The sequence below is a fragment of the Streptomyces sp. NPDC005805 genome, from assembly GCF_040630445.1.
GTDB lineage: Bacteria > Actinomycetota > Actinomycetes > Streptomycetales > Streptomycetaceae > Streptomyces.
In genome coordinates, this window is record NZ_JBEXXN010000017.1 from 1 (window position 1) to 13,013 (window position 13,013).

General features: G+C 76.3%; 12 protein-coding genes. 3 read left to right on the top strand and 9 right to left on the bottom strand.

Going from position 1 to position 13,013, the window contains the following annotated elements; translation table 11 throughout:
- Positions 1-77 precede the first annotated feature (77 nt).
- The 7 genes from ABZ457_RS12190 to ABZ457_RS12220 all read right to left on the bottom strand — a co-directional run bounded on the left by ABZ457_RS12190 (position 78) and on the right by ABZ457_RS12220 (position 6,738).
- The gene (locus ABZ457_RS12190) at positions 78-803 is read right to left on the bottom strand and encodes a hypothetical protein (RefSeq protein WP_359156755.1); all 726 of its coding nucleotides are present in this window, start codon (positions 801-803) and stop codon (positions 78-80) included.
- Positions 800-2,206 (bottom strand): hypothetical protein, encoded by a 1,407-nt coding sequence (locus ABZ457_RS12195; RefSeq protein ID WP_359156757.1) that lies wholly within the window; start codon positions 2,204-2,206, stop codon positions 800-802. The genes ABZ457_RS12190 and ABZ457_RS12195 overlap by 4 nt, the downstream gene beginning before the upstream one ends.
- A gap of 203 nt (positions 2,207-2,409) precedes the next feature.
- Positions 2,410-3,252 (bottom strand): ABC transporter ATP-binding protein, encoded by an 843-nt coding sequence (locus ABZ457_RS12200; protein ID WP_359156759.1) that lies wholly within the window; start codon positions 3,250-3,252, stop codon positions 2,410-2,412.
- Positions 3,249-4,184, bottom strand: a complete 936-nt coding sequence (locus tag ABZ457_RS12205) for a zf-HC2 domain-containing protein (RefSeq protein ID WP_359156761.1) — start codon at positions 4,182-4,184, stop codon at positions 3,249-3,251. The genes ABZ457_RS12200 and ABZ457_RS12205 overlap by 4 nt, the downstream gene beginning before the upstream one ends.
- Entirely contained in the window at positions 4,181-4,762 is a 582-nt protein-coding gene (locus ABZ457_RS12210; RefSeq protein WP_359156763.1) for an RNA polymerase sigma factor, read from the bottom strand. The genes ABZ457_RS12205 and ABZ457_RS12210 overlap by 4 nt, the downstream gene beginning before the upstream one ends.
- A 101-nt stretch (positions 4,763-4,863) precedes the next feature.
- Positions 4,864-5,508, bottom strand: a complete 645-nt coding sequence (locus tag ABZ457_RS12215; protein WP_359156765.1) for a GNAT family N-acetyltransferase — start codon at positions 5,506-5,508, stop codon at positions 4,864-4,866.
- Positions 5,509-5,778: 270 nt separating this feature from the next.
- Positions 5,779-6,738 carry a nucleotidyltransferase domain-containing protein gene (locus tag ABZ457_RS12220; protein ID WP_359156767.1) on the bottom strand — a complete coding sequence of 320 codons (960 nt, stop codon included), beginning with the start codon at positions 6,736-6,738 and terminating at the stop codon, positions 5,779-5,781.
- A gap of 197 nt (positions 6,739-6,935) precedes the next feature.
- Here ABZ457_RS12220 and lon point away from each other — a divergent pair, with 197 nt between their 5' ends.
- Together lon and ABZ457_RS12230 are read left to right on the top strand one after the other, a co-directional pair.
- On the top strand, positions 6,936-9,359 hold the full coding sequence (gene lon / locus ABZ457_RS12225) for an endopeptidase La (RefSeq protein WP_359156769.1): 2,424 nt from the start codon (positions 6,936-6,938) through the stop codon (positions 9,357-9,359).
- A 235-nt stretch (positions 9,360-9,594) separates the two neighbouring features.
- Entirely contained in the window at positions 9,595-10,395 is an 801-nt protein-coding gene (locus tag ABZ457_RS12230) for a pentapeptide repeat-containing protein (protein WP_359156771.1), read from the top strand.
- 51 nt (positions 10,396-10,446) lie between these two features.
- Here ABZ457_RS12230 and ABZ457_RS12235 read toward each other — a convergent pair whose 3' ends face one another.
- Complete coding sequence (locus tag ABZ457_RS12235) at positions 10,447-11,295, bottom strand: lysozyme (protein ID WP_359156773.1); 849 nt, start codon at positions 11,293-11,295, stop codon at positions 10,447-10,449.
- A gap of 381 nt (positions 11,296-11,676) precedes the next feature.
- Here ABZ457_RS12235 and ABZ457_RS12240 point away from each other — a divergent pair, with 381 nt between their 5' ends.
- Positions 11,677-12,108, top strand: coding sequence for a MarR family transcriptional regulator (locus tag ABZ457_RS12240; RefSeq protein WP_018845477.1), 432 nt, complete (start codon positions 11,677-11,679; stop codon positions 12,106-12,108).
- A gap of 74 nt (positions 12,109-12,182) precedes the next feature.
- On the opposite strand, the gene ABZ457_RS12245 is transcribed toward ABZ457_RS12240, so the two are convergent.
- Positions 12,183-12,980, bottom strand: coding sequence for a hypothetical protein (locus ABZ457_RS12245; protein WP_359156776.1), 798 nt, complete (start codon positions 12,978-12,980; stop codon positions 12,183-12,185).
- Between the last annotated feature and the right edge of the window lie 33 nt (positions 12,981-13,013).

A 13,013-nucleotide genomic window follows, 5' to 3' on the forward strand; every position in this document is an offset into this window, starting at 1 on the left:
CGGCCCCGGCGGGGCTGTGCCGGGTCGCGGGCCCCGGCCTCCACCCCCGTGGGCGGCCGGCCCCGCGCACCCGGACGTCACACCGGCTCGCGCCGCGCACCCCGCCAGGCGTACAGCGCCGCCCCCGCGGCGAACGCGGCCGCCGCCGTGAGCCAGGCCCCGCCCTGCGTCCCGGGCTGCACGGGCCAGACCCAGGCGCCGGCGGACCCGCCCACCGCGTGCGGGGCGGCGAGGAACACCGCGCCCGTGTACGCCGCCCCCGGCAGCCAGCTCAGCCTCGCCCCGACCACCGCGGCCGCGCCCGCCGTCAGGCCGGCGACCCCCAGGGTGTTGCGCACCACGGCCCAGACGGCGGAGCCGTCCCCGTACCCGCCGGCCGGGCCGGCCGTCACGGTCGGCACGGTCATGGCGAGGCCCAGCAGCACGGCGGCGAGGAGCGCCGGGCCCGCGCACAGCGCCAACCGGCGCGCCCACCAGGGGCGCACGGCCGTGCGGTCCAACTCCTCCGTCCGTGCGCGGAGCCCGGTGCCGATCACGGCCGCGGCGGCGAGCGGGGCGAGCGCGAGCAGCAGCGCCGGGAGGGCCGGGCCGGGTGTGCCGCCGGTCGCGGCGGCGGCCGAGGCGGCGGCCGAGGCGGCGGCCGAGGCGGTGGCCGAGGCGGTGGCGAACGCCACCGCCGCCAGACCGGCCACCGTGCACGGCAGCCCGCGGGACCGGGCCAGCAGCACCAGCCCGCCCGGGGGCCGCGTGCGGCCGCCGGCACCGGCGCGGCCGGGCCCGGGAAGGGGAGTGGCCGGGCTCACAGGACGGGCACCTCCTTCAGGGACCGGGGCGAGCACTCCCCGGCCGTGGCGAAGTACCGCGTCAGCCAGGCGCGGCGCTCCTCGTCCGGCATGGCGTCGAGACGGGCCCGGGCGGCCCGTTCGGCGCGGACGGCGGCGACGGCCTCCCGGTCGCCGCGCTCGGCGCCCCACCGGAGGGCGTCCTCCTCGATCCGGATGCCCAGCGGCGAAGGGGCGAGCCAGTCGGTCACGGCCGTGTCGGTGCGCATCACCCGCAGCTCGGCCCCGGAGGGCCTGTCGGGCGCGAGGCAGTGACGGGCGGTGAGCGCGGCCGCTCCCTCCCAGGCGTACCGCGCGGGGTCGGTCAGCCGGCCGCGCACCAGGGACCAGCCGATCGGCGTGAACGTGGGGAGCTGCGCCTCGTCGGGCCCGGGTTCCCGGGGCAGGTCCTCGAAGCGCGCCGGGAGGTTGCCCACGCCGTCGAGCCGGGTGGTGACGCCGGAGAGCGCCTCGGTCGCCTGGGGCAGCACACCGGGGTACAGGGCGTTCACACATATGTGGGGTCGCACCGTGGTGTCGCACACCTGGCGGTTCGCGAGTGGGTCCGGACGCCACATGCCTTCCCCGCTCTGGACGACGACGGTGGCGGCGGTGAGGGCGGCCGCGAGGGGCAGCAGGGCCGTGGCCCGGCGACGCGCCGCATGGGCCAGCACCGCCGCCGTCCCCAGCCCGCCGGTCCACAGCGCGAGCACCAGGGGCTGCCACCACACCGGTGTCACGGTGTCGGCGAGCAGGGAGGAGGCGGGACTGAGGAACCGCGCGCCGCCCTCGCCGGACCCGTACGCGGGCGCGATCTGGACGGCGTAGGCGAGCGCGGCGAGCACGGGGGCGGCGAGCCGCCAGGTCACCACGCGTCCCGCGACCTGGCCGACCGCCGTCGCCGCGGCCAGGGCGACCAGGTCCTCGACGACCGGGCCCGGCAGCGGGTGCCCGGCGGAGGCGTACGGCAGGGTCGCCAGCAGGGCCGCGCCGTGCGCCACCGTGTAGCCGGCCGCGATCCAGGCGACCAGCGGGAGGCAGGTCGTGAGGAACTGGGCGAGCGGGCCGCGCGGGGTGGCGGCCCGCAGCTCGTCGGTGCGCCGCCGCCGTTCCCGGCCGCCCTGCAGGCAGCCGGCGGCCAGCGCCAGCGGCACGCACAGCAGCGAGGCGGCGCTGTGCAGCAGACTCTGGGTCTCGCCCCAACTGCCCTGCCAGCGCTCGGCCTTCTGGCCCAGGGCGACGGCGAGGGTCAGGAAGACGGCGAGCCCGGCCCAGGGCGGGAGCCCGCGGCGCAGCTCACTCAGGGCGGGGTGCCGGACGGGGGCGGGTGGCGGGGCGGTATGGCCCGGCTCCGTGTGGTGCGGCGACATAGGGCCGGCGCCCATGGGGGCGGACCCTGTGTGGTGCGGCTCTGTGTGGCCGGACCCTGTGTGGCGGGACCCTGTGTGGCGTGGCGCCATATGGCCGCGCCCTGTGTGTGGGCGGGACCCTGTGTGGCTGGCGTCTATGTGGTCGGCCTCTGTGTGGGCCCGCCCCAGGTGGTCGGCGTCCTGGCCGACACCCGACTCGGGGCGTCGCTCGGCTGCGCTCACCGGGCCACCCCGTCCGCCGCCCGGCCGGCCCGCTCCGCGCGGTACGCCCGCAGCGCCGCCGTGTAGCCGCGTTCGATGGCACTGACCGGCTCCTCGCCGGTCCCGCCGGCCGCGTCCGTGCCCAGCGCCGTCAGCTCCCCGGTCGGGCCGTGGAACGCGACCCGGCCCGACTCGATCAGCGCGACCCGCGAGCACGCGGCGGCCACGTCCTCCACCAGATGCGTGGCGACGACCACCGTGGCGTCCGCCCCCAGCTCCCGCAGCAGGGCCCGGAACGCGACGCGCTGCTCCGGGTCCAGGCCCACGGTGGGCTCGTCGAGCAGCAGCAGCTCCGGGTCGTTCACGATCGCCTGCGCGATCCCGGTCCGGCGGACCATGCCGCCCGACAGCGTCCGCAGCTTCGCGTCCGCCCGGTCGCCGAGGCCCACCCGGTCGATCGCGCGGTCCACGGCCGCGGGCACGTCCGCCGGGGGTATCTCCTTCAGCCACGCCACGTACGCCACGAACTCCCGCACCGTGAAGCCCGGGTAGTGGCCGAAGTCCTGCGGCAGATAGCCGAGCCTGCGCCGGATCTCCGTCCGCTCGGCGGGGCGGGCGGCGTCCCGGCCGAGCAGTTCGACCCGGCCCGAGGCCGGTTCGGAGACCGTCGCCAGGACCCGGATCAGCGAGGTCTTCCCCGCGCCGTTCGGCCCGAGGAGCCCGTGCACTCCGGTGCCGAGCGTGAGGCCGAGGGCGTCGAGCGCGAGGGTACGGCGGTGCCGGACCGTCAGCCCGGAGACCACCACGGTGTCCGCCGGGTGCGCGGGCGTGCCGGGGCCGGGGCCTGTCTGCGTGGTCACACTCTCTCCAGGTGCGCGAAGGACGAGCGGCGTGCGGTCAGCAGCGCGGCGCACAGCAGGGCCGCCGCCGCCCAACCGCCCTGTACGGCGGGGCCGTCCAGGTACGGGGCCAGGCGTTCGGCGGCCGACTCCGGCCGGGCCGCCAGGACGGGTGCGGCGACGGCGCCCAGCCAGCCCGCCGCGACCGCGGCCGCCGCCGTGCGGCAGCCGATGTACGAGCTGAGCGCCAGCGCCCCGCTGGTCAGCGCCAGACCGGGCAGCAGCCAGGCCGCCGCGCCCGGGCCGCCGTACCCGCTCGGCAGCACGGCCCCCGTCGCCGTCAGCAGCGGCAGGCTCACCGCCAGGACGGCCGCGGTCCGGGTGAGCAGCAGCCGCAGCCCGCCGGACGGCGTGGACGCGGCGATCTCGTGCATCGGGTCGGAGTGCCGCCCGTACGAGAGCGCCACCCCCAGCAGCGGGACCAGCGGCGCGGCGAGGAGCAGCAGCGGCAGCGCGCTGCCGGACGCGCCCCCGTACGCCAGGCCCAGCGCCCCGGCCACGACGAGCAACAGCGCCCCCGCCCAGGAGCGGTGCGGGCCGGGTCCGAAGGCGCGCAGCAGAGGCCGGGCCCGCGCGGGGCGGCGGCGGCCGGTGGCGGCCCGGGCGGCGAGCGGCCGCCGGCGGCGTGCCCGTCCCTGGTCGGTCGCCGTGGTGAGCAACTGCCCGCGCAGCTCGGCCAGAAGCGGGCCGGCCGCCCCGGCCCGCACCGCCTCCGAGACCAGCGCGGCGCATCCGGAGCACGCTTCGATGTGCTTCTCCAGGGACCATGCGTCGGGTTCGGTGATCGCCCCCGAGGCGTAGTCCGCCGCCAGACGCCCGTCGACGTGCCAGCCACCCGTGGTCCGGGGACCGTTCACGCCGTGCGCCGCGCCCGTGTTCCGCCGTTGCCTCATGCCGTGCCTCCCCAGGCCGGGCGTGTGCTCGTGCCGAGGGCCGCGCGCAGTTCGCGGCGGGCGCGCAGGGCGCGGGTCTTGACCGTCCCCTCCGGGATGCCGAGCAGCCGCGCGGCCTCCCGGGTGGTCAGCCCGTCGACGACCGTGGCGCGCAGGACCTCCCGCAGTTCGGGCGAGAGCCGCTCCAGCGCCGTGCCGACGTCCCCGTACTCCAGCCCGGCCAGCACCCGGTCCTCGGCCGACGGGACGGCGGGGGCCGGTTCGGCCGCCACCCGCTCCTGCCGGGCCCGGGCGCGCTGCGCGTCGACCAGCCGCCGGGCGGCGATCACCCACAGCCAGCCGCCGGCGTCCGCGCCGCCCCGGTGCGCGGCGGCGGAGCGCCAGACCGTGACGAAGGTGTCCTGGAGCACCTCCCGCACCATCTCCGGGTCGGCGCAGCGCCGGGTCAGGCGGGTGTGCAGCCACCCCGCGTGCCGGTCGTGGAGGACGCCGAGCGCCTCCGTGTCCCCACGGGCGACGGCGCGCAACAGCCGGGCGTCGTCGTCCCGTTCTCCCCCCGAGGGGCGCATCAGTCTCACGTTCTGTCTGTCGTCCGGGCGGGCGCCGGCGGTTCACGGGAGTTTCGCGGACCTTTCCCGGGCGGGCGGAACGGATGTCCGGCGGCCCGCGGGCGGCCCGTTCAGCCCGCCGCGTGGAACAGGCTGACCAGCGGCGCCCGGACCCTCCAGCCCAAGGACTCGTAGAGCCCGCGGCCGTCCGGTGTGCCGCCGAGGACACCGGTCGTGGCGCCCCGGGCGAGGGCGGCCTCGTGCAGGGTGTGCATCACCAGGCGCCCGAGGCCCTTGCGCCGGTGCTCCGGGGCGGTCTCGATCTGGTCGACGACGGCGGTCGCGCCGGTGGGGGCGATCTGCCCACGGGCGGCGAAGGAGCCGTCGGCCGCGGTCACCAGGACCCGGGTGACCCCGCCCCGGTCCCAGGTGCGCAGGGTGTAGCCGGCGGGCACGGCCCGCGCCCCGGCGAGTCGCAGCGGTGTCCACATCAGCCAGCCCGGCTCGTCGGCCTGCCAGTCGGGCCCGGCCCACCGGACGACGTCCTCCGGTTCCGCGAACACCTTCAGCCACACGGTCGGCGCGGCGACCCGCCCCGCGACCTCGCGCACGGTCGCCTCGTCGCCCGCGGTCAGCACATGCCGCGTCGCGTGCCGGACCTGCCCCACATCCACGGTGAACCCCCAGGGCGCGGCCACGGGGTCGGCCGCCCCGCGCGAGACGACCCAGCCGCGGACCCAGGCGTCGACGGCGGCGGCGGTGGAATCAAAGGACATACGCGCTCTCCTCGCCCACACCCCGGTGGGTAATGGCCTGATGATTATTTCGACTATTACATCGCGAGGGTGTGCGTGTGCGCGACGGTCGACCGGGCCCGGACGCGGGTGATTCGCGTCACCCGGCGGCGGCGGGAGGGGCGGGGCGTGGCGCATGAGGAGGTGTCCGGCGGATCTTGGCCGGGGCCCACGACGCCTGGCACGGCCCTCCCCCTGGCTTCGCCGGGAGGTACCCCCACGCCGCGTTGCCGCAATGCCTGAATAGCTCCGCTATGAAGGCATCCCGGCGCCTTGCGATCCACCGCACCAGACGCCGCGTCCTGACCGGCCCTGATCCGCCGGACACCTCCTGGTCCCGTGCCGCGCCGTGTACTCGGCCGCGAGCCACGGCCCGAGGTCGTCGAGTGCCGGCCGCAGGACGTCCTCGCCGCCCGCCACCTCCGCCACTCCGGGCGGACCGTTCAGGCCCACCGCCGCCAGGCGCCGCATCTGCCCCGCCCGCTCCGGATACCAGTGGCCGAACAGCTCGGCCGACAGCTCCAGGTCGCTGGTCCAGCCGCCCCAGCGCGGCATCACCAGGGTGAACCCGGTGCGGACGATCCGTCGCGCGACCCGGCGCACCAGCGCGGCGCGCTCCGCGCCGGCCGCCGCCGTCTCGCACCCCGCCGTCTCGCGTTCCAGCGTCCGCCAGCGCGGCAGCACGCGGGCCAGATCGCCGTTGGTCTCCCGGGCCAGCAGGGAGGTCGGGCGGTAGGCGGGCAGCCGGGCGCCGAGGTCCTCGCCCAGGAGCGGGGTGCAGAGGCAGGCGACGAAGAAGCCGAGGTCGTACCGCTCCAGGTCGCTCATCGCCTCCGCGGCGGAGTGCAGCAGGACGCCGACGCCGTCCACCGCCGGATGCGCGGCGTCCAGGGCGGCCGCGAGGTCCGCCGCGTCCGCGCGGTCGCGGGCCGTGGGTTCGCGGTCCAGCAGGACCAGCGCGTCGAGATCGGAGACGCCGGGCCGGGCCGTCCCGCGCGGCACGCTCCCGTACAGATAGAGGCCGTGCAGTCCGCGGCCCCCGCCGAAGCGCCCGTCGAACTCCTCCCGCAGGGCCGCAACGACCGGGGCGAACGGTGGCGGGACGCGGTCGGGGGAGCCCTCCCGGGCGATCGTCCCGGCCGGGTTCAAGCCGCGCGGCGGGGCGTGCCCCGTGGTGATCGGATCGCGGCCCCCGCCGTCCCGGTGCTCCATCGCGCCACTCTCGCGCGGCGCCCCCGCTCCCGCCAGCGGATTTCCGCCCCGCCGCCCCGGCCGGAACCGCCTCCGGGTCAAGCGCTACAGGACACATCCCGCGTGTGATCGCTCACAGCGAACAACCCCGGGGGAACATCCCGGGACTCACATGCATTGAGTCGGTACAGCTCAACTTGACTGCCGAAGGGGAGATCATGGCTGCCGATGCCGACGACTTCACCGTCCACACACCGCTGACCCTGCCCGTGCTGCCCCTGGACGACGAGGTCGTGCTGCCCGGCATGGTGGTGCCGCTCGACCTGACCGATACCGAGGTGCGGGCCGCGGTCGAGGCCGCCCACGCGGCCGCGCGTACCTCGGGCAACAAGCCGAAGGTGCTCCTCGTTCCCCGGGTGGACGGCACCTACGCGGCCACCGGCGTGCTCGGCACCGTCGAGCAGGTCGGGCGGCTGTCCGACGGTGACCCCGGCGCGCTGATCCGCGGTGTAGGGCGGGTGCGCGTGGGCGCCGGGACGACCGGGCCCGGGGCGGCGCTGTGGATCGAGGGGACGGTCGTCGAGGAGACCGTGCCCGACCCCCTGCCCGGCCAGGTCACCGAACTCGTCAAGGAGTACAAGGCGCTCGCCACCGACTGGCTGAAGCGCCGCGGCGCCTGGCAGGTCGTCGACCGGGTGCAGCAGATCGACGGCATCTCGCAGCTCGCCGACAACTCCGGGTACTCCCCGTTCCTCACCACCGCCCAGAAGATCGAACTGCTGGAGACCACCGACCCGGTCGCCCGGCTGAAGCTCGCCACCGAGCAGCTGCGCGAGCACCTCGCCGAGCAGGACGTCGCCGAGTCCATCGCCAAGGACGTCCAGGAGGGCGTCGACAAGCAGCAGCGCGAGTTCCTGCTGCGGCGCCAGCTCGACGCCGTCCGCAAGGAGCTGCGCGAGCTGAACGGCGAGTCCGAGGGCGACGAGTCCGACGACTACCGCGCCCGCGTCGAGGCCGCCGACCTGCCCGAGAAGGTGCGCGAGGCCGCCCTCAAGGAGGTCGAGAAGCTGGAGCGCGCCAGCGACCAGTCGCCCGAGGGCTCCTGGATCCGCACCTGGCTCGACACCGTGCTCGACCTCCCGTGGAACGAGCGCTCCGAGGACGCCTACGACATCAAGGGCGCCCGGGCCGTACTCGACGCCGAGCACGCCGGCCTCGCCGATGTGAAGGAGCGCATCACCGAGTACCTGGCCGTGCGCAAGCGCCGCTCCGACCGGGGCCTCGGCGTCGTCGGCGGCCGGCGCGGCGGCGCGGTGCTGGCGCTGGTGGGCCCGCCCGGTGTCGGCAAGACCAGCCTCGGCGAGTCCGTGGCGCACGCCATGGGCCGCAGCTTCGTGCGCGTCGCACTCGGCGGCGTCCGGGACGAGGCGGAGATCCGCGGCCACCGCCGCACCTACGTCGGCGCCCTGCCCGGCCGGATCGTGCGCGCCATCAAGGAGGCCGGCTCGATGAACCCGGTCGTCCTGCTGGACGAGATCGACAAGGTCGGCTCCGACTTCCGGGGCGACCCGGCCGCCGCCCTCCTCGAAGTCCTGGACCCGGCGCAGAACCACACCTTCCGGGACCACTACCTGGAGGTCGAACTCGACCTGAGCGACGTGGTCTTCCTCGCCACCGCCAACGTCCTGGAGGCCATCCCGGAGGCCCTGCTCGACCGGATGGAGGTGGTCCGCCTGGACGGCTACACCGAGGACGAGAAGGTCGTCATCGCCCGCGACCACCTGGTCCCGCGCCAGCTGGAGCGGGCCGGTCTAGAGACCGGCGAGGTGACGATCGACGAGTCCGCGCTGCGCAAGCTGGCCGGGGAGTACACCCGCGAGGCGGGCGTGCGGAACCTGGAGCGGTCCGTGGCCCGGCTGCTGCGCAAGGTCGCGGCCGAGCACGAACTCGGCGACCGGGAGCTGCCGTTCACCGTCACCGACGGCGAACTGCGCGGGCTGATCGGCCGGCCGCACCATGTCCCCGAGTCCGCCCAGGACCCGGCCGAGCGCCGCACCGCGGTGCCGGGCGTGGCCACCGGGCTGGCGGTGACGGGCGCGGGCGGCGACGTCCTCTTCGTCGAGGCGTCCCTGGCCGACCCGGAGACGGGCGGGGCCGGACTGACCCTGACCGGCCAGCTCGGCGACGTGATGAAGGAGTCCGCGCAGATCGCGCTGAGCTTCCTGCGCTCGCACGGGGCGGAGCTGGAACTGCCCGTCGCGGACCTCAAGGACCGGGGTGTGCACATCCACTTCCCGGCGGGCGCGGTCCCCAAGGACGGCCCGAGCGCGGGCATCACCATGACCACGGCCCTCGCCTCGCTGCTCTCCGGGCGGCAGGTCAGCACGGACGTGGCGATGACCGGCGAGGTCTCCCTCACCGGGCGGGTCCTGCCGATCGGCGGCGTCAAGCAGAAGCTGCTGGCGGCGCACCGGGCGGGCATCACCACGGTGGTCATCCCGAAGCGGAACGAGCCCGACCTGGACGACGTCCCGGCCGAGATCCTCGACACGCTGGAGGTCCACCCGGTCACGGACGTCCGGCAGGTGCTGGAGCTGGCGCTCTCGCCGGCCGAGGCGCTGGTGCCGGCCGCGGTGGCCTGAGAGCCGGGTCCGAGCTTGAGCCGGGTCCGAGCCTGAGCCGGGTCCGAGCTTGAGCCGGGTCCGAGCCCGAGCCGCGGTGGCCCGAGCCGGGGCCGCCGGTCCCGGAGCCCCTGGGCCCGTCCGGCCGGAACGACACGTTCCGTCCGGACGGGCCCGTTGCCGTGTCCCTTGCCGTGTCCAGCGCCGTGTTCCGTGGACGTGCGGGCCGGCGGCCCCGCCCCCGCACAATGGGCTGATGGACACCACCCTGCGGGCCGACTGCGCCAACTGCTTCGGCCTGTGCTGCGTCGCGCTGCCCTTCGCCGCCTCCGCGGACTTCGCCGCCGACAAGCCCGCCGGCACCCCCTGCGGCAACCTCCGGGAGGACTTCGGCTGCGGAATCCACGCCCGACTGCGCGACTCCGGCTACCGGGGCTGCACCGTCTACGACTGCTTCGGCGCCGGGCAGCACGTCTCCCAGGTCCTCTACGGCGGCACCAGTTGGCGGGAAGAGCCCACGACGGCCGCCGGGATGTTCGCCGTCTTCCCCGTCGTACGGCAGCTCCATGAACTGCTGCACCACCTCGACGAGGCGCTCTCCCTGCCCGCCGCCCGCGAGGTGCACCCCGGGCTGCGCGCCCAGCGGGACACCGTCGCCGCCCTCACCCGCAAGGACCCGGCCGCGCTGATCGGCACCGACGTCGACGCCTGCCGCAGGGAGGCGGGCCCGCTGCTCGGGCGGGCGAGCGAACTGGCCCGCGCCGGGGCGCGGGGCGGCCGCCGGGACCGCCGGGGCGCCGACCTGATGGGCGCGCGGCTGCGCGGCGCGGACCTGCGCGGGACCAGCCTGCGCGGCGCCTGGCTGATCGCCGCCGATCTGTCCGGCGCCGACCTCCGGCTCACCGACCTGCTCGGCGCGGACCTCCGGGACGCCGACCTCGCCGGGGCGGACCTCACCGGCGCCGTGTTCCTGACCCAGCCGCAGGTCAACGCGGCCCGGGGCGACGGCGCGACCCGGCTGCCGGGGACGCTGACCCGGCCCGCGCACTGGGCCTGACACCGCCCTGCCCTGCCCTGCCCCGGCCGGGTTCCGGGGCAGGGTCCGCGGTCAGCCCCTGGCCAGCGCCTGCACCCGGTCGTACGCGCCGTTGAACCGGTTGTGGTCGCCGACGATCGGGCCGGACGAGGTGTACTGCCACATCGCGTACGTGGACCAGCCGGCCGGCAGCGGCCCCGGGGTGCTGTCGTAGCGGGCGATCCACAGCGGATTGGTCGCGCCGAAGCCCGCGTGGCCGCCCGTGCACTGCGTCCACCAGCTGGTGGCCGTGTAGACCACGGCCGCGCGGCCGGTCCGGGCCTTGTAGCGGGTCAGGAAGTCCTGGATCCAGGCGACCATCGCGGCCGGGGTCTTGCCGTAACAAGCGGCGCCGTACGGGTTCCATTCGATGTCGAGAACGCCGGGCAGGGTGCGCCCGTCCGCCGACCAGCCGCCGCCGTTGTCGACGAAGTAGTCGGCCTGGGCGGCGCCGGAGGACTTGTCGGGCACCGCGAAGTGGTAGGTGCCCCGGATCATGCCGGCGTCGTAGGAGCCGTTGTACTGCTGGGTGAAGTAGGTGTTCTTGTAGTACGTGCCTTCGGTGGCCTTGACGTACGCCCATTTCACGCCGCTGGTCCACAGCGAGGACCAGTCGACGTTCCCCTGGTGGCTGGAGACGTCGACGCCCTCGGTCTGGACCGCGCGCGGCCCCTCGGGCGTGCCGCCCCGGCCGTCGTGGCCGAGGACGCCCATGCCCATATGGGCCGTGCCGCGCAACAGGGCGGCGGGGTCGGCGGGTGCGGAGGGGGAGGACGGGCCGGCGGCGGCCGGGCCGGGAGCGGTGAGGAGGACGGAGAGGGCTGCGGCGAGGATGCCGGCCGTCGCGAGGCGAGGGCGGCCGGTCTTTCCGGATCTGTGCACGGGCTCAGCGTGCACTCCAAGATCACCAAGGGCCGGTCCGGCGGCACGGACCGGCGGCGTGGTGAACCCGCACGGCGGACACCGGCGACGCCCCCTCGCCCGGTGGCCCCGGCCGGGACGCGCGGCGCGCTGAACGCGAACCCGCGCCCCCGGGGCGTCCCGTCCTGCGAAATACTGACCGGACTGCGGCGATACGCACCGCCGGAGGTCACTCCCAGCTCCTCAGAACTCTCAGAACTCGCAGAACCGGGACAGCGCGCGATGGGTGCAAATGTGCACGACGGCGGTACGCCACACACGGCCGGGCCGGCCCACTCGGCCGGGCCCACCGGCCCGGCCGGTTCGCCGGGACCGGGCGGGCCGGGCGGCGGTCCCGGCGGTGTGGACCGCGAATTCCTCGCGCTGGAGCGGGAGCTGACGGTCTTCCTGCGCCGGGCCCGGGCCTCCTCGGGCGAGATGGCCCGCGCCGTCCACCCCGAACTGGAACCCGCCGCCTACGGTCTGCTGGTCCGCCTGGAGGAGACCGGGACGCAGCGCGCCACGGAACTCGCCGCCTACTTCGGCGTCGGCAAGGCGACGATGAGCCGCCAGCTGCGGGCCCTGGAGGACCTGGGTCTGGTCACGCGCGAACCGGACCCGGCGGACGGCCGCGCCTCCCTCGTACGGCTCACACGTGAGGGAATGGCCCGGTTCCGGCATGTGCGCGACGCCCGGCGCGAGCGCTACCGGAGCAAGCTGGCCGGCTGGGACCGGGCCGAGGTGGCGGAGCTGGCCCGGCTGCTGCACCAGCTGAACGCGGGCGCCGACGACTGACAGGCGGGCGCGCGCCGCAAGCTGCGGCCGGGTCGCCCCCGGGGCCGCGGCGGCCCCGGGTCAGTCGTCGGTGGTCAGAACTCCGCGTACACCGCCGACGCGTCGTCGTGCGCCTTCCACCGGGGCACGACCCCGCCGCGCCCGGCCACCGCCTCCGTCTCCAGGGCGCGCACCCGGTCGATCAGGGCCCGCGCCCCCTCCTTGCGCAGCACGGCCGCGCACTCCGCCCAGTCGCCCCGGGCGAACAGGTCCACCCAGCGCGAGGCGCCGTCCGTCAGCGCGGCCACCGCCCGCAGCCCCGCCCTCGGGACGCTCCCGGCCACCGCCCGGGCCGCCACGGCCGGGTCGGCGGCGGCCGTGAAGAAGCCGCCCTCCGCGTTCCGCAAGGCGTCCGCCGAGGCGTGCGTGCGCAGCGCCTCCGGCGGCAGCCGGTCCAGCCGGTCGTCCAGGAGCGCCGTGACCGACCCGTCGTCGGACTCCAGCAGCAGGGTGGAGTCCGACAGCACCAGGTACTCCACGACCCCGTCCGGGCCGTCGCCCCAACGCGCCAGGACCACCGTCGCCTGAGGCGTGCGGACGTGAGAAAGGTCACATGTGCCGCGGTGGGCGTCGGCGGTGCGGCGGATGCCCTCCGCGAGAACGTCCCGAAGTGTCAGGTCGCGCCGCGAACCGGACAGTTCGATCAGCGCGCCGCCGAGGCGCGCGGTGAACCAGGGGACGTCGTGCACGCACCCCGCGTCGTCACGCGGCGGAGTCACCCCGTCCAGGACGACCAGTGATCCACCCTGGCCCGAGGCGGGCAGGGAGACGGAGATCCAGTCCTCGTTGGGGCGTTGGGCCGAGCCGGGCGCGGAGGCGGCGTCGATGCGCATGCGACCCAGTCTGCACGACTCCTTCACGCCGCC